Annotated in this window: 17 protein-coding genes and 1 pseudogene; 12 read left to right on the top strand and 6 right to left on the bottom strand. The window is 57.6% G+C overall.

Annotated elements, in window-relative coordinates:
• Positions 1–91 precede the first annotated feature (91 nt).
• The 10 genes from CDA56_RS07610 to CDA56_RS07655 all read left to right on the top strand — a co-directional run bounded on the left by CDA56_RS07610 (position 92) and on the right by CDA56_RS07655 (position 8,645).
• Positions 92–1,279 (top strand): MFS transporter, encoded by a 1,188-nt coding sequence (locus CDA56_RS07610; RefSeq protein WP_162557675.1) that lies wholly within the window; start codon positions 92–94, stop codon positions 1,277–1,279.
• 97 nt (positions 1,280–1,376) lie between these two features.
• The gene (locus CDA56_RS07615; RefSeq protein WP_025107991.1) at positions 1,377–1,721 is read left to right on the top strand and encodes a DUF1294 domain-containing protein; all 345 of its coding nucleotides are present in this window, start codon (positions 1,377–1,379) and stop codon (positions 1,719–1,721) included.
• A gap of 101 nt (positions 1,722–1,822) precedes the next feature.
• Positions 1,823–2,548: a MerR family transcriptional regulator gene (locus CDA56_RS07620; protein WP_102803590.1), complete on the top strand. Its 726-nt coding sequence runs from the start codon at positions 1,823–1,825 to the stop codon at positions 2,546–2,548.
• Between the two features lie 242 nt (positions 2,549–2,790).
• Positions 2,791–3,225 carry a nuclear transport factor 2 family protein gene (locus CDA56_RS07625; RefSeq protein WP_102803591.1) on the top strand — a complete coding sequence of 145 codons (435 nt, stop codon included), beginning with the start codon at positions 2,791–2,793 and terminating at the stop codon, positions 3,223–3,225.
• Entirely contained in the window at positions 3,222–3,941 is a 720-nt protein-coding gene (locus CDA56_RS07630; RefSeq protein WP_064406306.1) for an SDR family NAD(P)-dependent oxidoreductase, read from the top strand. Before CDA56_RS07625 ends, CDA56_RS07630 begins: the two co-directional genes overlap by 4 nt.
• Positions 3,938–5,197, top strand: a complete 1,260-nt coding sequence (locus CDA56_RS07635; RefSeq protein WP_102803592.1) for an NAD(P)/FAD-dependent oxidoreductase — start codon at positions 3,938–3,940, stop codon at positions 5,195–5,197. Before CDA56_RS07630 ends, CDA56_RS07635 begins: the two co-directional genes overlap by 4 nt.
• A gap of 1 nt (position 5,198) precedes the next feature.
• On the top strand, positions 5,199–5,921 hold the full coding sequence (locus tag CDA56_RS07640) for a DUF1365 domain-containing protein (RefSeq protein WP_047723943.1): 723 nt from the start codon (positions 5,199–5,201) through the stop codon (positions 5,919–5,921).
• Positions 5,918–7,141 (top strand): SAM-dependent methyltransferase, encoded by a 1,224-nt coding sequence (locus tag CDA56_RS07645; RefSeq protein ID WP_102803593.1) that lies wholly within the window; start codon positions 5,918–5,920, stop codon positions 7,139–7,141. Before CDA56_RS07640 ends, CDA56_RS07645 begins: the two co-directional genes overlap by 4 nt.
• Positions 7,138–7,671 carry a DUF3833 domain-containing protein gene (locus CDA56_RS07650; protein WP_102803594.1) on the top strand — a complete coding sequence of 178 codons (534 nt, stop codon included), beginning with the start codon at positions 7,138–7,140 and terminating at the stop codon, positions 7,669–7,671. Before CDA56_RS07645 ends, CDA56_RS07650 begins: the two co-directional genes overlap by 4 nt.
• Positions 7,672–7,685: 14 nt before the next feature.
• Entirely contained in the window at positions 7,686–8,645 is a 960-nt protein-coding gene (locus tag CDA56_RS07655) for a YbgA family protein (RefSeq protein ID WP_014229093.1), read from the top strand.
• Between the two features lie 82 nt (positions 8,646–8,727).
• Here the strand turns inward: CDA56_RS07655 and CDA56_RS07660 are convergent.
• Positions 8,728–9,155: pseudogene (locus CDA56_RS07660) on the bottom strand (carbohydrate porin); the annotation flags it as partial.
• A gap of 461 nt (positions 9,156–9,616) precedes the next feature.
• Here CDA56_RS07660 and CDA56_RS07665 point away from each other — a divergent pair.
• The gene (locus CDA56_RS07665) at positions 9,617–11,056 is read left to right on the top strand and encodes an MFS transporter (protein WP_162557343.1); all 1,440 of its coding nucleotides are present in this window, start codon (positions 9,617–9,619) and stop codon (positions 11,054–11,056) included.
• 54 nt (positions 11,057–11,110) lie between these two features.
• A complete protein-coding gene (locus CDA56_RS07670) occupies positions 11,111–12,790 on the top strand; it encodes a glycoside hydrolase family 43 protein (RefSeq protein WP_103814227.1) in 1,680 nt (559 codons plus the stop codon).
• Positions 12,791–12,952: 162 nt separating this feature from the next.
• Here CDA56_RS07670 and CDA56_RS07675 read toward each other — a convergent pair whose 3' ends face one another.
• From CDA56_RS07675 to tssF, 5 genes are read right to left on the bottom strand one after another with little or no spacing between them, the layout of a single operon-like run.
• Complete coding sequence (locus CDA56_RS07675; RefSeq protein ID WP_102803596.1) at positions 12,953–14,287, bottom strand: VasL domain-containing protein; 1,335 nt, start codon at positions 14,285–14,287, stop codon at positions 12,953–12,955.
• Between the two features lie 23 nt (positions 14,288–14,310).
• Positions 14,311–14,766: a type VI secretion system baseplate subunit TssE gene (gene tssE, locus CDA56_RS07680; RefSeq protein WP_014838282.1), complete on the bottom strand. Its 456-nt coding sequence runs from the start codon at positions 14,764–14,766 to the stop codon at positions 14,311–14,313.
• Position 14,767: 1 nt separating this feature from the next.
• Positions 14,768–15,307, bottom strand: coding sequence for a type VI secretion system lipoprotein TssJ (gene tssJ / locus CDA56_RS07685; protein ID WP_102075966.1), 540 nt, complete (start codon positions 15,305–15,307; stop codon positions 14,768–14,770).
• The gene (gene tssG, locus CDA56_RS07690; protein WP_102803597.1) at positions 15,285–16,370 is read right to left on the bottom strand and encodes a type VI secretion system baseplate subunit TssG; all 1,086 of its coding nucleotides are present in this window, start codon (positions 16,368–16,370) and stop codon (positions 15,285–15,287) included. The genes tssJ and tssG overlap by 23 nt, the downstream gene beginning before the upstream one ends.
• On the bottom strand, positions 16,334–18,094 hold the full coding sequence (gene tssF / locus CDA56_RS07695) for a type VI secretion system baseplate subunit TssF (RefSeq protein WP_102803598.1): 1,761 nt from the start codon (positions 18,092–18,094) through the stop codon (positions 16,334–16,336). The genes tssG and tssF overlap by 37 nt, the downstream gene beginning before the upstream one ends.
• Positions 18,095–18,256: the final 162 nt, after the last annotated feature.

Raw genomic sequence — 18,256 nt, forward strand, 5'->3', positions numbered from 1 at the left:
CGTTTACCCACGCTTTAGTCGTTATTCAATGAATAGCGTCCGCTCCAGCCGCACCCGAATCTGGCCGGAAAAATAAAGAGATACCCCTATCATGTCCACACTGAGTCGTCGTACACCACACCCTCAACCGCACGCCCATTGGGGCGGCGTCTTTGCCATGACGCTGTGCGTTTTTGTCCTCATCGCTTCCGAATTTCTGCCGGTCAGCCTGCTGACGCCGATCGCCGGAGAGCTAAACATCACCGAGGGGCTGGCAGGCCAGGGCATTGCGATTTCCGGCGCCCTGGCGGTGCTGACCAGCCTGACTATCTCTAACCTTGCCGGAAGTCTGAATCGTAAACACCTTCTGCTGGGGCTGACGGTTCTGATGGCGGTCTCGGGAATGATTGTCGCGCTGGCCCACAGCTATGCGATCTATATGGCGGGAAGAGCCCTGATTGGCATCGTTATCGGGGGATTCTGGTCGATGTCGGCGGCCACCGCCATCAGGCTGGTCCCCGCGCACCAGGTTCCCCGCGCGCTGGCGATTTTCAACGGCGGCAACGCGCTGGCGACCGTCGTGGCCGCGCCGCTTGGCAGCTATCTGGGGGCCACCGTCGGCTGGCGCGGCGCCTTTTTCTGCCTCGTGCCGCTGGCGATAGTCGCGTTCATCTGGCAATGCTTCAGCCTGCCTGCGATGGAAAGCGATAAAGCGAGCCGGCCGCGCGGCTCCGTGCTTCGCCTGCTCAGACATTCCATCGTCGCGATCGGTCTGCTGGCCTGCGGACTCTTCTTTATGGGGCAGTTTGCCTTATTTACCTACGTGCGGCCGTTTCTGGAAGCGGTGACCGGCGTCAGCGCCTCTGGCCTGTCCCTGATTTTGCTCGCTATCGGCGTCGCGGGTTTTATCGGCACCCTGGGCGTTTCAACACTCCTCAACGCCCGGTTTTATCAGACCTTAATGACCATCCCTTTATTGATGGCCCTCATCGCCGGCACGTTGCTTCTGGTAGGACACCACGCCTGGACCGTTGCCGTGCTGTTAAGCCTGTGGGGGATGCTGGCGACCGCGGCGCCAACCGGCTGGTGGACATGGATCGCGCGGACGCTGCCCGACGACGCCGAAGCGGGAGGCGGTCTGATGGTTGCCGTTATTCAGCTGTCGATCGCGCTGGGTTCGACGACGGGCGGTTTGGTATTTGACCGCCTGGGGTGGCAAAGCGCGTTTGGCTTAAGCGGCATACTGCTTCTTGCCGCGGTCGGGATGACGTTGTACACCAGCCGGCAAATGACGCAATAAGCTCACGCCATCCGAAGCGGGCAGCGGATTTTTCTCGCCGCGGGTAATGCGTATAATGCGGCTTCGATACACGCTAAAAATAACCGCGGCTCATATGATAAATCTCAATCGATGTTGTTATTTGCTCCTGATTTTCGCAGCGGTCGGCAGCATTTTTACCGCCTGGCCCTTTGCTACCTGGCTCCTGCTGGTCAACGCGCTGACCCTGGCGATCTACGGCGTGGATAAAATGGCGGCGCGCAGGGCCTGGCGCAGAGTACCGGAAGCCACATTGCTGGCGTTCGGGGTGCTGGGCGGCTGGGCTGGCGCGATAGCCGGCCAACAGCTGTTCCGCCACAAAACGCAAAAGCAGCCGTTCAGAACCCGATTCATCATCAGCACGATCGTCAGCCTCTCAGGGATGGTGGCGATTTATTTGTTCTCTCCTTTTTCTTTTCACTAAGTTCCGGCGAGGCTAACGGTTTGCAAACGCGTGGAATGCACTCAACCCGCAGCTATTCGTAGTATATTATTGAGAGTATTGTTGATTATCAGGTGTACCTTATGACCTACTCCATCGGAGAATTTGCGCAGCTTTGCGGCATAAACGCGACGACGCTCCGCGCCTGGCAGCGTCGCTACGGCCTGCTTAAACCACAGCGTACCGATGGCGGCCATCGCCTTTATAACGATGACGATATCCAGCAGGCGCTTAAAATCCTCGACTGGGTAAAAAAAGGGGTACCTGTCAGCCAGGTAAAGCCCCTGCTGGCGCGCCCTGGCGCACGGCGGACGAATAACTGGATCACCTTGCAGGAGAGCATGCTCCAGCGGCTTAAAGAGGGGAAAATCGAATCCCTGCGCCAGCTGATTTACGACGCCGGTCGTGAATCCCCCCGCCCCGAGCTGGTCACCGAAGTGCTGCGCCCACTGCGTAGCCAGGTTTCCGCCAACGTACCGGCCATCATGACGCTACGCGAAATCCTCGACGGCATCATTATCGCCTACACCTCTTTTTGCCTCGAAGGGGACAAAAAGGCGCCCGGCGATAACTATCTGATCACCGGCTGGCACCTGACGGACGCCTGCGAAATCTGGCTCGAAGCGCTCAAACGCACCGGTCAGGGCCACCGCATCGACATCCTTCCCTCTCCCCCCGCGACCCTGGCGCCGGAGATCCTGCCGGATCGCAAATGGCTACTGGTGACGACCGGTAAACTCTCTCCAGCCCGGCAGAAACAGGTTGAACGCTGGCAGCAGGTTGTCTCTCTGGAGATTGTTGCGCTGTAATTGCGTGCGCCACCGCTCCGTGGCGCAACGAGCAGGTCCCTCAGAATTGCCCCTCTTCTTTTTCCGCACAAGCCCGCTGACTCTTCTTTTCTCTCCAACACCCACAAAATCATGCTTCAAAGACATGTTATTAACAAACTGATAATAAAGGAAAATAAAAAATATTTTAGTCAAAACTTGGACAAATAATATTAATTGTGTAAGTTTTAACTATGCCATATTGTTTACTCAGGAAGTGACCTATGAGTTCCTCGTCGTCCGCCATCAGTCGTTTTAGCGCGTACTACGCCGCGCTGGATACCCAGCCGCCTTCGGCGCTGGCCGCGCTGTACCACACGAATGCGCTGCTGATCGATCCTTTTGGCCAACACCAGGGGCTGTCCGCGATCCAGAGTTATCTTTCGCACCTGCTGGCCAACGTCGATCATTGCCGTTTCACCCTCGATGCCCCGCTCTGCGAAGGTCAACGTTTTGCCGTCGCCTGGACCATGCACTGGTCGCATCCGCGACTTGCCGGGGGTAAGGCGCTACAGCTTGCGGGCTGCTCGGTGGTCACCGTTGAAGACGAACGAATTATTCACCAGCGTGACTACTACGACGCCGGGGAGATGCTGTACGAACACCTTCCCCTGCTGGGCTGGGCGGTGCGCGGCGCTAAACGGAGGGTGCGGTCATGATGACGGTGCTCATCACCGGCGCCAGCTCCGGCATTGGCGCCGGGCTCGCCAGGTCCTTCGCTGCGGACGGCCACCGGGTTATCGCCTGCGGCCGCGATCCGTCGCGTCTGTCGGCGCTACAGCAGCACAGTCCCCACATCAGCGTCCGCTCTTTCGATATGACGGACAGGGATGCCTGTCGCCAGACGCTCGCTGACTGCCGCGCCGATCTGATCATTCTCTGCGCCGGGACCTGCGAATATCTCGAACACGGAACGGTGGATGCCGGGCTGGTTGAAAGGGTCATCACCACTAACTTTCTCGGGCCGGTGAACTGCCTGGCGGCGCTTCAGTCGCAGCTGTCAGCCGGGAATCGCGTGGTGCTGGTGAGCTCGATGGCGCACTGGCTACCCTTTCCTCGGGCCGAAGCCTATGGCGCCTCGAAAGCGGCGCTGACCTGGTTTGCCAACAGTCTGCGCCTGGACTGGGAGCCAAGAGGGATCGCCGTCACGGTCGTTTCGCCGGGGTTTGTTGACACTCCGCTGACGCGTAAAAACGATTTTTCTATGCCCGGTCAGGTGAGCGTGGAGCAGGCGGTTAAAGCGATTCGCCGCGGTCTGGCGAAAGGGCACGATCGTATCGCCTTCCCGACGGGCTTTTGCCTGCTTCTGCGCCTGCTGGCCGGGCTTCCTGAAGGACTTCAGCGCAGGCTATTGCGCAGGATGGTGCGCTCATGAAAATCGCGATTATTGGCAGCGGCATTGCCGGGCTGACCTGCGCCTGGCGCCTTGCCGGGCAACACGAAGTGACCCTGTTCGAAGCGGCGTCCACGCCGGGGGGACATACCGCCACGGTGGATATCGCCACGCCGCAGGGTACCTGGGCCATCGATACCGGATTCATCGTGTATAACGATCGCACCTATCCGCGCTTTATGGGCCTGCTTAACGAGCTTGGGCTGAGCGGTCAAAAAACGCAGATGAGCTTTTCGGTCCACAATCCGCAAAGCGGGCTGGAGTATAACGGCCACAGCCTGAGCTCGCTTTTCGCCCAACGGCGCAATCTGCTAAAGCCGGCCTTCTGGGGGTTGCTGACGGAGATCGTCCGCTTTAATCGCCTGGCGAAGCAGGCTCTGGCGGGGGCGTTCGACCCGGGCGCCACGCTGCAGACCTTCCTTGAGCGGCACCGTTTTAGCCCCTTTTTCGCACGCCACTATATCCTGCCGATGGGGGCCGCTATCTGGTCTTCGTCGCTGCAGGAGATGCGCCGCTTCCCGCTGGCGCTGTTCCTGCGCTTCTTTGATAATCACGGCCTGCTGGATATCCGCCAGCGCCCGCAGTGGTACGTGGTGCCCGGCGGCTCGCGCGAATACGTGCGCGCCCTGCTTGCCCGGTCCGGCGATCGCCTGCGCCTGCGCCTCAATGCGCCGGTGCAGAACGTGATCCGTCATCAGGATGGCGTCACGCTCCAGCTGGCATCGGGGGAGCAGCACTTCGATCAGGCGATCTTCGCCTGCCACTCTGCCGAAGCGCTGGCCATGCTGGCGGACCCGACGCTCGCCGAACGCGAAATACTGGGGGATATCGGCTGGCAGCGAAACGAGGTGGTCCTGCACAGCGATCCCCGCTGGCTGCCGGTGCGCAAGCGCGCCTGGGCCAGCTGGAACTATCGCCTGAGCGAACAGGATCAGGCCAGCGCCTGCGTCACCTATAACATGAATATTCTCCAGGGCCTGTCTGCCGACGCCCCGCTGTTCTGCGTCACCCTCAATCCGCCAACGCCGGTGGACCCGCGCTTCGTCTGGAAGCGTATGGTCTATGAACACCCGCTATTTAATCCCCAAAGCTGGTCCGCCCAGATGCGGCGCGAGGAGATTAACGGCCGCCAGCGAAGCTGGTTCTGCGGCGCGTACTGGTACAACGGTTTTCATGAAGATGGCGTGCGCAGCGCCCTCGATGTGGTCAACGGCATTATCGCGGCGGAGAACCTCTGACATGAACAGCTGCCTCTATCAGGGCGTATTACGCCACCGCCGTCTCCAGCCGAAAGCGCACCACTTTCGCTATCGCATCTTTATGGCCTGGCTCGATCTGGATGAGCTGGATCGGCTCGGCGAAGCGGGTATCCGCCGCAATCGCTTTGCTGCCGCCTCTTTTTATGATGCGGATTATCCGCTGGGCACGCCGCTGAAAGCGCAGGTTCTGAACCGGCTGGAAAACCTGACCGGCGCGCGCCCGGATGGCCGCGTCATGCTGCTGACCCAACTGCGCTACCTGGGCTTTCATTTTAACCCGGTCAACTTTTACTACTGCTACGACGGCGCCGGTACCCTGCGCTGGGTGCTGGCCGAAGTGCGCAACACGCCGTGGAATGAGCGCCATTACTACGCGGTAGACGGTCAACGGGCGCGCCCGCTGGCGAAAGCCTTTCACGTCTCGCCGTTTAACCCGATGGATATGGTCTACCTCTGGCGCTTTAACAGTCCCGGTAAAACGCTGCACATGCATATCGAGAACCATCAGGCCGCGAAAGTCTTCGACGCCACGCTGGCCCTGAGCCGCGCGCCTTTAACGCGGGCCAGCCTGCGCGGGCTGCTGCTGCGCATTCCGCTGATGACGCTGAAAACCGTCCTCGCGATCTACTGGCAGGCGCTGCGGCTATGGCTCAAGCGCGTGCCGCTGTACAACCATCCTGTCAGCAGGAGTGAACGCTCATGACCGATCCAGTCTTTGCGCTTGAACCCGATATCCCGCGCAACGTGCGTATCGCGCGCTGGTTGCTCTTTCGTCTGTTGAGCGGCATTCGCGAAGGGGCGCTCACCGTACGCGAAGGGGCGCAGACCTTTCATTTTGGCGACCCCGCCGCCGCGCTGCGCGCCGAGGTGCACGTGCTCTCCTCGGGCGTCTACCGGCGTTTACTGACCGGCGGCAGCCTCGCCGCCGCGGAGGCCTGGATGGACGGCGAATGGGAGAGCCAGCAGTTGACGCCGCTGCTGCAGATCCTGGCGCGTAACGGCCAGGTACTGGGGCGGCTGGAGCGCGGCTTCCGGCTGCTGGGCAAGCCCGTCGAGCGGCTGCGCCACTGGACGCGCCGCAACTCGCGCGCGCAGGCGAAGGCGAATATCGCCGCCCATTACGATCTGGGCAACGACTTTTACGCCCACTTCCTTGACGACGAGCTGCTTTACTCCAGCGCGCTGTTTACCGACGACGGCCAGGATCTCACCCAGGCCCAGCGGGCCAAAATGGCGCGCCTGTGCGAGCGTCTGGCGCTTACGCCCGGCGATCATCTCCTGGAGATTGGTACCGGCTGGGGGGCGATGGCCGAATACGCCGCCCGCCACTACGGCTGCCGGGTCACCACCACCACCCTGTCGCAGGAACAGTTCCAGTGGACCAACGCGCGAATTGCCCGCGCCGGGCTGCAGGATCGCGTCGAGGTACTGCTCTGCGATTACCGCGATCTGACCGGCCAGTACGACAAGCTGCTGTCGGTGGAGATGATTGAAGCCGTGGGGCAACGCTATCTGCCGGCTTTCTTTCGCACCTGCCAGGCGCGACTGCGCCCGGGCGGCAGAATGGCGATCCAGGCAATTACCATCCAGGATCAGCGCTATCGCGGCTACAGCAAAAACGTGGATTTTATTCAGCGCTACATCTTCCCCGGCGGATTTTTGCCCAGCATCACGGCGATGAACGAGCTGATGACGCGGCACACCGATTTTGTGGTGCGCGATCTGTTCGATATGGGGCCGGACTATGCCCGCACCCTGGCCCACTGGCGGCAGCGATTTATCCACGCCTGGCAGGATATTGAGAAGCTCGGCTTTGACGATCGCTTCCGCCGCATGTGGCTCTACTACTTCGGCTACTGCGAAGCCGGGTTTAACGCCCGCACCATCAGCGTTGTGCAGCTTACCGCGGAGCGAACATCGTGAAACGCATTCTGACCCTTGGCCTCGCGCTGCTGATGCTGGCGCTGGCGGGCTGCAGCGCCGAAGTGGCCGACTACCGGCAGCAGCAGCCGGCGCTGGACATTTTCCACTACTTTCAGGGCAAAACGGAAGCCTGGGGGATGGTTCAGGATCGCAACGGCAAACAGCTGCGCCGCTTCCATGTCGCCATTGACGGCGACGTTGTTGGCGACACGCTGACGCTCCACGAACGCTTTATTTACGATGATGGCGAAAAGCAGCAGCGGGTATGGCGCATTCGCCGCGCCGGCGACCACCGTTATGAAGGCACCGCGGGCGACATTGCCGGCGTGGCGACCGGCCAGGCGGCGGGCAACGCTTTTCACTGGCGCTACAGCATGAACGTGACGGCCAGCGGTAGCACCTGGCTCCTGCACTTCGACGACTGGATGTTCCTGCAGGACGACGCGCACCTGTTCAACAAAACCGAGATGAAGAAATTTGGCATTACCGTCGCCACCGTGACCCTTTTCTTCACCCGAACCGCACAATAAAAGAGGACTACGCCATGAACACACAACCTGTCATTGGGATCAGCGGATGTTTGACCGGTTCTGCCGTACGATTCGACGGCGGGCATAAGCGCATGGGCTTTGTGATGGACGAGCTGGCGCAGTGGGTGGCGTTTAAACCCGTCTGCCCGGAGATGGCTATCGGCCTCCCCGTCCCGCGCCCGGCGCTGCGGCTGGTGCAAACGACCGAAGGGGAAATCCGCATGCGCTTCACGCATGCACCGCACGACGACGTGACGGAGAAGATGGCCGATTTCGCCAGCGCCCACCTCTCGACCCTGGGCGAACTATCGGGATTTATCGTCTGCGCCAAATCGCCCAGCTGCGGCATGGAGCGCGTGCGGCTGTACGATGAAAAGGGCAATCGCGGGCGAAAAGAAGGCACAGGGTTGTTTACCGCCGCGCTGATGGAGAAATATCCGTGGCTGCCGGTGGAAGAAGATGGCCGCCTGCACGATCCGGTGCTGCGTGAGAATTTTGTCGAACGGGTCTTCGCCCTGCACGAGCTTAACTGTCTGCACAAAAATGGCCTGACGCGCCGCGCGCTGCTGGATTTCCATAGCCGCTATAAACTGCAGCTGCTGGCCCACCATCAGGCGGGATACCGCGAGATTGGCCCGTTCGTTGCCTCGCTCCACGAATGGCAGGATCTGGAGGCTTTCTTTGCGATCTACCGCGAAAAACTGATGACGATCCTGAAACAGCCCGCCTCGCGTAAAAACCACACCAACGTGCTGATGCATATTCAGGGCTACTTTCGTAACCAGCTAAACAGCCGCCAGCGCGGCGAGCTGCGGGAGGTGATCCTTAACTATCGCTCCGGGCTGCTGCCTATCCTTGCGCCGTTAACGCTGCTTAAGCACTATCTGGCCGAATACCCGGATCGCTATCTGCAGGCGCAGAACTACTTTGATCCCTACCCGCAGGACCTGGCCCTGCGCCTGACGGTGCATTGAGATAGCTGAACGCGCGAAGAGGCTGGCGCACGCCAGCCTCTTCGTTGTTGGATCCATCGGCTTCTAGAACCATGCCTCACCCCATCCGGAAGTCGTTGTTGATCCCCTGTTGCGGACGCTGATGGAAGTCACGGCCGGCTCCGATTTGGCATTGGGGTTAGACTCCAGCACGTTGGTGACGCCGACGTAGGCTTTTTTCAGGTTAACTTCATCGCTGAGGTGGGCAAACATGACGTTGATATCCCAGATAGCTCCTTTACAGCTGTTGAAGGCTTTGGTTATCTGGAATTCGCCGCCATTGCCTTCATTGCCTAAACGGCCGATCGCCGGTCTGGAACTGCGCGCCGTAGCGGGCCTTCAGACCGAAGGGGATCGCCATATCCGGCGTGGCCGCGGTGGTCTGCGGGTTGGTAATAACATCCACTTTTTTATCAGCACGGCGTCGATCTGTTCTTGAGTAAATTCTCGCGCGAATACGAAAATTGGGCACAGCGTGGCCACGACCGCCATCGGTAATGGAAGTTTTTTATCATTGTCATAATTATCTCAATATAGGTTAGCTTTATTCGGATAATAACAATCCCATTCTGGGCAATCAGAATATATTACGTTATTTCGCTTCGCTATTAAGAAAACACCCAAACGTGAGCCCACCCGCAGATATTATCGCCATTTACTCAGCGCGCGGACAACCCTGTAGAGTACATTTCCTGGAGTGGCCAGAGTAAAAAAACAATAAAACAAAATGCCGGTTTTGCGGTGTTTTAAATCTACCGGGGTATAGCTTGTAACGCGTTAATCAACAAGTGAAATGGAGGGTCTGGAGGAGGCTTTGCTTCGATGATCACAGAAGTAAAAAAACATAATAAATTAATTTAAAAACGTAATAGATTCTTCGAGATCATTTATGTCAGAAATTGTTACACATCCACACAACACACCGGAGTCTGCTCAGAATGAGTAAAAACATAATGCAAAGCCGCCATGATGAATATCATAAATTAACGCGTGGAGAACGTATTGGTTATGGTATGGGCGACTTCGCTCAAAACCTGGTTTTTGGCACAATAGGCGGCTTTCTGGCTCTTCACATGCTGACGGTTAATACCATCAGCACGGCAACGGCAGGGTTTATATTTCTTTTTGTCCGAATCATCAATGTCTTTTGGGATCCGATGGTCGGCACGTATGTTGACAAAAGAACGTCAAAAGCAGGTAAATACCGCCCCTGGCTGTTAAGAGCCGGCGTACCGCTGGTGATCCTTTCCGCTTTACTTTTTGCTCCCATTCCTGGGGTCAGAGGTTCGGTACCTTTTGCCTTCATCGTTTATTTGGCTCTGGATTTAGTTTATTCCGTAGTGAATATTCCTTATGGTTCGCTTAATGCATCCCTGACCCGGGATCCGGAATCGATTGATAAACTCACCAGTACCCGAATGATGCTGGCCAATAGCGCCAATCTTCTTGTTTATACCCTGTTCCCGATGTTTGTACAGATGGCTTCACCAAAAGATCGCAGCCTTAAGGACACCGGTTTTTTCGGCATTGAGCTCAATCTGGGAAACTATACCGATCCATCAGCCAACTACGCCTGGTTCGGCGTCTACTCCGTGTATATGCTCATCGGCGCGGTGGCGCTTTTCATCTGCTATAAATTTACGAAAGAACGCGTTGTCGCGACGGCAGAACAGACCGCCAACGTCAAAACGACCGATCTGTTCCTTGAACTCAAACATAACCGCCCGCTGGTTATTCTCGGGCTGTTTTTCATGCTGGCCTTCACGTTCATGTTTTTCATGAACACGGTTAACGGCTTTTTCAATCAGTACGTTGTCGGTCATTCAGAATGGATGGGCGCCGTAGGCCTTGTCGCCTCCATACCGGGCATCGCATTCCCTATTTTTTGGCCCAAACTCAAGAAAATTTTTGGTAAAAAAGGCTTCTTCCATATTTTTCTGGCCATGTTTATTGTCGGTGAGCTACTGACTTACGTCTGGTCACGCGAGGGCATGCACGATGCGCTTTGGCTTGCTTACATCGCCACCTTCATTAAACAATGGGGCTTAACGTCCGCGACCGGCTTTATGTGGGCGCTGGTTCCTGAAGTGATTGCGTATGGCGAATTAAAATCCGGCAAGCGAAATGCGGCGATCATTAATGCGATTATGGGCCTCTTTTTCAAAATCGGCTTTACCATCGGCGGCGCGATTCCCCTGTGGTTACTGGCCGTCTATGGCTTTAATGAAACCGGCGCCCAGCAAAGCGCCAGCGCTATCGACGGGATCATTATGACCGCGGTGTGGATCCCTATCGCGTTAGCCATCGTATCGATGATCATCATGCAGGTTTACCCCATCTCTGACAAAAACGTAACCGATATCAACCGTCAGCTTGATGAGGTCCGCGCGTAGTTAAAAATATAAATTAAATGCATTTGGAACATTTAAATAAAAAGGTGTAATGATATGTCACTTATTCAAAACCCTATTTTACGTGGGTTTAATGCCGACCCCAGTATTATCCGTGTCGAGGACACCTACTATATCGCCAACTCTACGTTTGAGTGGTTCCCTGGCGTTCGTTTACATGAGTCAAAAGACCTGGAGCACTGGAATCTTCTCCCTGCGCCCCTGTCAACCACCACCCTTCTGGATATGAAAGGCAACCCTTCATCAGGCGGCATTTGGGCGCCGGCGCTCTCTTATGCCGACGGTCAATTCTGGCTAGTGTATACCGACGTCAAAGTCACCGAAGGCGCCTTTAAAGACATGACAAACTATCTGACCACCGCAGCCGATATCCGCGGCCCGTGGTCAGATCCCATTAAGCTTAACGGCGTAGGTTTTGATGCTTCTCTCTTCCACGACGATGATGGCCGGAAATATATCGTGCAGCAAACCTGGGACCATCGCGAATATCACCATCCCTTTGACGGCATCACGTTAACTGAACTGGATACAAAAACCCTGAAATTAATGCCAGAGACCGCGCGTACCGTTTATCGGGGGACCGCCGTTGGGCTCGTTGAAGGGCCGCATCTCTATAAACTGAACGGATATTATTATCTTTTTGCCGCCCAGGGGGGCACCGTATTTACGCACCAGGAAGTGGTTGCGCGTTCTAAAACCTTAGACGCCAACAGCTTTGAAACGGAGCCAGGTGAGGTCTTCTTAACCAACGTCGATACGCCAGACAGCTACATCCAAAAGCAAGGGCACGGCGCGTTGGTTTCCACCCCCGGCGGCGAATGGTACTACGCCTCGCTCTGCGCGCGTCCGTGGAATCGCCCGGGTGAGTCAGTCTACGATCCTCGCGGCTGGTCAACGCTGGGCAGAGAAACGGCTATCCAGAAGGTGTACTGGGATGAAGGCGGCTGGCCGCGTATTGAAGGCGGTCACGGCGGAAAGACGTTTGTTGAAGGCCCGAAAGATGCCATTGATACCGAAAGTCCGGAAGACCGTAGCCAGCACGACGAATTTACAACGGCGACACTCGATGGTAACTGGAACACCCTGCGGGTGCCGTTTACAGAAAAAATGGGTACCACCGGCGATGGCAAGTTAACGTTAATTGGCCAGGGATCTTTAGCGAATACCCATGACCTGTCGCTGATTGCCCGACGCTGGCAAGCCTTTTATTTTGATGCGAAAGTTAAAGTTAAATTTAATCCATTTAACTACCAGCAAATGGCTGGATTAACGAATTACTATAACGATCGTCACTGGAGTTTTGTGTTCATTACCTGGAATGAAATTAACGGTAAGGTCATTGAAATAGGTGAGAATAATCGAGGACGGTATACATCATATTTAAAAGATGAAGCCATCAAGCTCCCGGAGCACGTTGAATATGTCTGGTTCCGGACGAAAGTCAGGAAGGAAACGTATAGCTATGAATATAGCTTTGATGGGGTTGAGTTCACTGAAATCCCTGTGAAGCTAGATGCTGCGATCCTTTCGGATGATTATGTCCTGCAAAGCTATGGCGGATTCTTTACCGGAGCGTTTGTTGGCCTTGCGGCAGTCGACTACTCCGGTTATGGCGCCCGCGCTGAGTTTTATCATTTCGATTATCAGGAGCTTGGCGACACGTTAATCGCCAGGGACGCGTATAGCTGGGAAGCCAGTGAATTACGGCGTTATTAGATAGCCTTGTCTGGGGAGATTAAACGCTGAAAGGAGGCACCGGCGCGCCAGGCGCGCCGGTGCCGGGTGTGGCAGGGTTGTCGCATCAGGCCGGCAACCGGCCGTTCCGATAGCGAAAGTCATGCGTCACGCTAATGACCCGTGCGGGTGGCTATTGCAGACTTATTCCGCCGTTTTTTGTTTCAGCGCAGCATAGCGGGCAATCAGTTGTTGCAGATGCTGCTCCGTCTGGTTCTGCTGCGCCGCAGACCCTGGCTGATTGCGCGGCTGTGCGGAGAGTTGCCGCAGTTGCTCTTCCGCCGGAACGGTACGGCTGAACGACTGCGTTATGGCAAACACCGCTGACTTCAGCTCACTCACCGTGATATACCGCCCCTTCTGTTCATCCAGCGCGTTAAGCCGGTTCGTCAACTGCTGTAGCTGCGTCATTCCCTGGTGCCAGCCGCTGAGATTCTCCACGGGAAGCGCGGCGGCGCTGACCTGCTGTTGCCATTGCCGCGCCAGCGGTTTCGCCTGTTCTGGCCATAGCGTCAGCGCCTGCTGCGCCAGATGAGTGCCATAACTCAAAGCCCAGTCCGGTTTTAGCTGTAAAAGCTGTGCCAGCTGCTGCTGAGTCTGTTTTATCCCCGTCTCGGCCGAGGGGGATTGTTGTCGTAGCGTCTGTAACTGCTCAGCGGAAAGCACCGTGGGTAATGGAGAGAACCGGGCGGGAAACCGCATCTGCCCCGAATCGGACGGGTGCGTTGCCCGCCATCCTCCCGCCGCGGCCCCGGCCAGCGCCAGCATAGTCAGCATCCCGGCGACAAACGGCTTCCAGGGCTTCGCGGGCGCCGGGAATGCCGTCACAACGTCAGCATTCGGCCGCGATGCCGGTTCGGCGACATAGACCCATTTCACCTGCGCGGTCGGTTCAGGGAGGCTGGAAGGGTCAGGATCAGGCGCGGCCGCTTGCGGCGCGGTCTCCTCTTTATTTTCGCTGCTCTCCAGCCGCACCGCCGCGTTGTGCAGCAGGATAGACAGGGCATCAAGCTGGCCGGCATGTTTGAGTTCCAGACGCTGCAGTACGTCATCCAGCGCCGTCAGATGCGCTTCTGCCTGGTAAAGCTGGCTCAGGTCGATATAGGTCAGCGACAGCGTGCGCATCGCCTGCTGCAGCCGTTTACTGAGCGAACTGAGTATTTTGATTCGCGCAGTCGTCGGCTGCGGCCACATATTGCCCCACTGCCGGGAGACCAGCGCGACCAGTATCGCCAGCCCTTCATTCATGCCGTATAGCCCCGCCAGATTCGTGCGGACAAGCGTATACCAGGCGGCAGTCTGTAGCTCCACGCCGTTGTGCTCAAACAGCGACAGGCAGAGTTTTTCCGCGAGCCGCCAGTTGACATCCGGGCGCGCCGGATGGGTCAGTTTGTTCATTTCATCGCGAAGGCGCGCGTAATCCGCAAGCGTACGCGGGTCGCCGCCGGTTTTCAGGCAACATTCAGAAGGGGTCGTCATGATGGTTTCAGCCAGAATAAAAACTAGATTGAGGAGCGGACTTCCAGGTACTGCTGCTGTTTGAGGTGGCGGATAAGCACCCTGCCCTCGGGCATAAATTCGGTGCCGTAGCGCACCAGGCCTACGCCCTTCAGCTCCGCGTCAATGGCGTAACGCAGCTCGCCGGGGATAGCCTGCTCGAGCAGAACCACGTCAATTTTCTTCAGCCGCGGTTCATATTTAAGCAATACGGCCGACAGGATGCCCATCAGCTCATGGGCCGTACCCGGCATCCCCTGGAGGATTTTAGTCATATCCGGCAGGCCGTAATCGGGCAGGTGCGCCAGCGTCCCGGCGCGACAGTTGAGGACGCGCTGCATATTATCCAGCACCGACAGAATAACCTGGTTTTCCTCACTGACCTGATGCAGGTCGAGTCCGCCGGTAAAGTTGCCGTACAGCATTTCATACAGCGAGGGGGCATTATGGCGTGTGGGCATCTCAGTCATCCTTCAGGGGTTTCAGCGTCAGGCGGTTATGGCTGGCTTCAATAATGCGCGGTTTGTCGGGATCGAGATCGTCGCGCCTCAGCACCAGCTTCCAGTCATTCTTCACCATATCCGGCGCCCGGAATAACCCCACCACCGCGATAAACTGCGCCTTCTCGTCCATCGGCATATCCAGGCTGACGTCAGCGCCGGGTTTTACCACCAGGCTACGGCTGGCAAGCCGTTCGTCTCCGGCGGCCTCCTCGCTTTCCGTGACCAACTGCTGATAGACCCGTTTATCGAACGCCTTGCGGTCACTGAGCTGGTAGACCCACACCATCACCGGCTGGGAGAGCGAGGTGTTCTCCCGCTCATCGGTGTTCAGTTCCGCCCGGGCGGTAACGTCCAGATGCAGGACGTTTACCTGCTTATAAAACACCGATTTCACCGCCGATGAGGTGCTGTCGCTAATTTTCTGCGTCAGACCACAGCCTGTCAGCAGTAAAGGCATAAGAAGTAAACTCCATCGTTTAATCGAAGTGGTATGCAACACGCTGGTTTCCTTGTTGTAAAGTTGCAGACGGCATTCCGCAATAGCCGCCAGGCTCAGTAGTAAAGGTGGCGGGGATATCGGGCGGGATCTCCTCTCCCTCCACGCCCAGTATCCCCGTCATGCCAAGCATAAAGGGGGTTTCGCCCAGCACCGGCGCAGGCAGTAACCGGGCAGGAACGGTCAGCTGTATACGCGCTTTATAGCGCCAGCCGAGATAGACCCGCAGCAGGTCCAGAAAGTCCTGATATATCTGCCCTTCCGGTAACCACCCCTGCGCCTCGGCGATATCGTCCGTGTACAGCGCAATCAATAGCTGGCTGCTGACCTCTGTCGTTTCGTCGCCCAGCACGTTATAGCCATCGAGCAGAAAATCGTCATTGCCGTAAAAACCCAGTGGATTGTTGATGAAAAACGTGCGCGGGCAGTGCGGCGTGACGGTGGTCCGCGTGCGGGGAGCCAGCAGACGTACCAGCGCCTGAATCCCCTCTTCGGTACGCGCAGGCAGGCGCATGATGCCGAGCAGCGCCAGAAAACGCGATATCGGGGTGGCGATATGCTTATCGGTACCCGGCATTCCCAGACCGATAAGGCCCAGCAGGCTCTGCGAGGTGCTGTCCCTGCCCCCCGCTTCAAACGTCGCCGGGTAGGAATATTTTCGCCAGATGCGGTAAAACTGCGTCAGAATGCGGTGGTTAAAGATATCGAGAAACGCCTCCTGCGCTTCGTGCCCTTCCCGCTGCTGGGCGATCTCGTCGAGCCACGCGGTGGGCAGCGGCGAGTCGACGCCGTAGAGCCCCATAAACGTCGTGCGCACCGTCGGCGGCGCATCCGGATGGTCTTCATCATATTCCACCGTTTTCAGCTCGCTGACCGGGAAGCCCATTCCCGGATGCGGGCGAAACCGTACCGGATCGTCCGCCGGATTCAGGGTGCTGCCCAACGGCGATGCGCCCGGACGACGCTTTTCCAGTAACTGGCAGAAGCGGTAGAAGTTGATGCGATAGATTTCCCGCTCAAGCCGGGGGCTTAGCCGGGAATGCGGCGGTTGTGGTTCTCCTGCCATTCGAGGCGCTCTCCCCCAGGTTGTAGTATCAGAATCAGATGGTTGAACAGGTGAATATCGGTATACAGCGCGAAGAAGCGGTTCAGCATCTCGCCGAACAGGCAGATATCGCCGTGCCCGGCGAAGCCGCTGCTGTCGAGGGTCACCTCAATCTGCACGCCGCGCAGAAAATGGCCCTGCGCAAAACGTTCCACCTCGCTATGCCTGACGTCGACAATCGCTTCCAGGCGGCGGCGGTTCATCTCGTTATCGGTCCAGTCATAGAGGGCCAGCGCGCCGCGCAGCACGTCGGCGTTATCCATCATCCACAGGAAACTGCTGCCGAGATGGCTCAGCACCCGCCAGTGGAAACGATCGCGGTCCGGCGGGTAGCACGGCAGCGTCGGGGCGCAGAGGTTACGCACCTGAATGCGCGCGGTGGTGGATTTCACCACCGTGTCCAGCAGCGTACTCTGCAGCGCCCGGCGCGGCAGCTGGCCGTTGGTGCCGGTCAGGCTGAGCGACAGTTTTTCATTCTCCGGTACGGCGTGGTTATCAAACGCCTCGCCGCCGAGCGTCAGCCAGGTGTCGTGCAGCCCTGAAGGACCGGACTTTACCCGCGTATGGTAATAATATTCCGGCGCATCATGGCGCAGCATTCCTCCCTTGTGACGGAAGCTGGTGAACGGCACATACGTCTGGTGACCGGAGTGGCGCGAGGAGGTGACCGAATCCACGGAATAAATCTCGGTATGACCGTCCTGGACACGCATCGGGCGCAGCAGGTATTCGGTCTGTAACGAGTCCAGATGCAGCGGATCGGACTCCAGCGGAAACAGATTAATCACCGGCGTGCAGTGCAGGCGCAGATGTTTCTCCGACAGCGCATATTCATGCGGCCACTGTCTCTCCAGCACGATATCGATTTCAAACCACGCCAGTTCTTCCGGGAAATCCACATTTTCCAGGCCGCGCAGCGTCACCGACATAAACTTTTCACGAAAGGTAAAATACTCCAGCAGCAGCTGATAACCGCTGAAACTGCCGCACTCCGGCAACAGCGCCTCCTCCTTACTGAAACCGCAGACGGCAAAACGGGCGTCCAGCGGTCTGCGGTCAGCATCGCCGGGAAAGCGGATACCCGTTTTCGCCACCCGGAGCGTCAGCGCCTCATGCAAGGCGCAGGCCAGCGGCGCATCGCCATTCAGGTACAGCGGGATGCGGCTTAAGTCGATGCGGCTCCAGTCTGCCAGCGGGCTGCACTCAAAGCGCAGGCGGAGAAGCGAGCGCCCATCCGGTTCCGTCGAGATCCCCGCCCGGGCGAGCGACAGGGGCTGCAGGGTCAGCGGCTGCGTCGTGGTGTAATGGCAGCGGGTGCGCTTTTCACCAATGGGCTGAGAAAGAATTCCAAAGCCTTTTTCAACGCGGACAGGTTCTTTCAGCTCACGCCAGTCCGCGGTGAACTCAACAATGGAGAGCGACGGAATGGTACGCAGGTAGTGTGGCCAGATCATGCTCACCAGCCCGCCGGTCAGCTCCGGCAGATCGTCGTCGAGCTTTTCGCGCAGGCGGCCCATCAGAAAGGCGAAGCCTTCAAACAGGCGCTCGACATAGGGGTCGCGCGCGCCCGATTTGTCGAGATTTAAGGCCGCCGCCCGGTCAGGATGGGCGCGGGCGAATTCTTCGCCCGCTTCACGCAGGTAACGCATTTCGGCGTCAAAATAACGCAGGGTTAAGTCGTCCATAGAAATATGCTTTTAGCCTTAGAGCTACAGGAGGTGCGTTTAAAAAATGGGGAGAAGATCGCGATAGGTGTTTTCTGCAACCTCAGATCGCATCAGTGTCATTGAACATTGAACATTGAACATTGAACATTGAACATTGAAGCAATAAGTTGCGCGCCCTTA

The sequence above is a fragment of the Klebsiella michiganensis genome (genome assembly GCF_002925905.1).
GTDB lineage: Bacteria > Pseudomonadota > Gammaproteobacteria > Enterobacterales > Enterobacteriaceae > Klebsiella > Klebsiella michiganensis.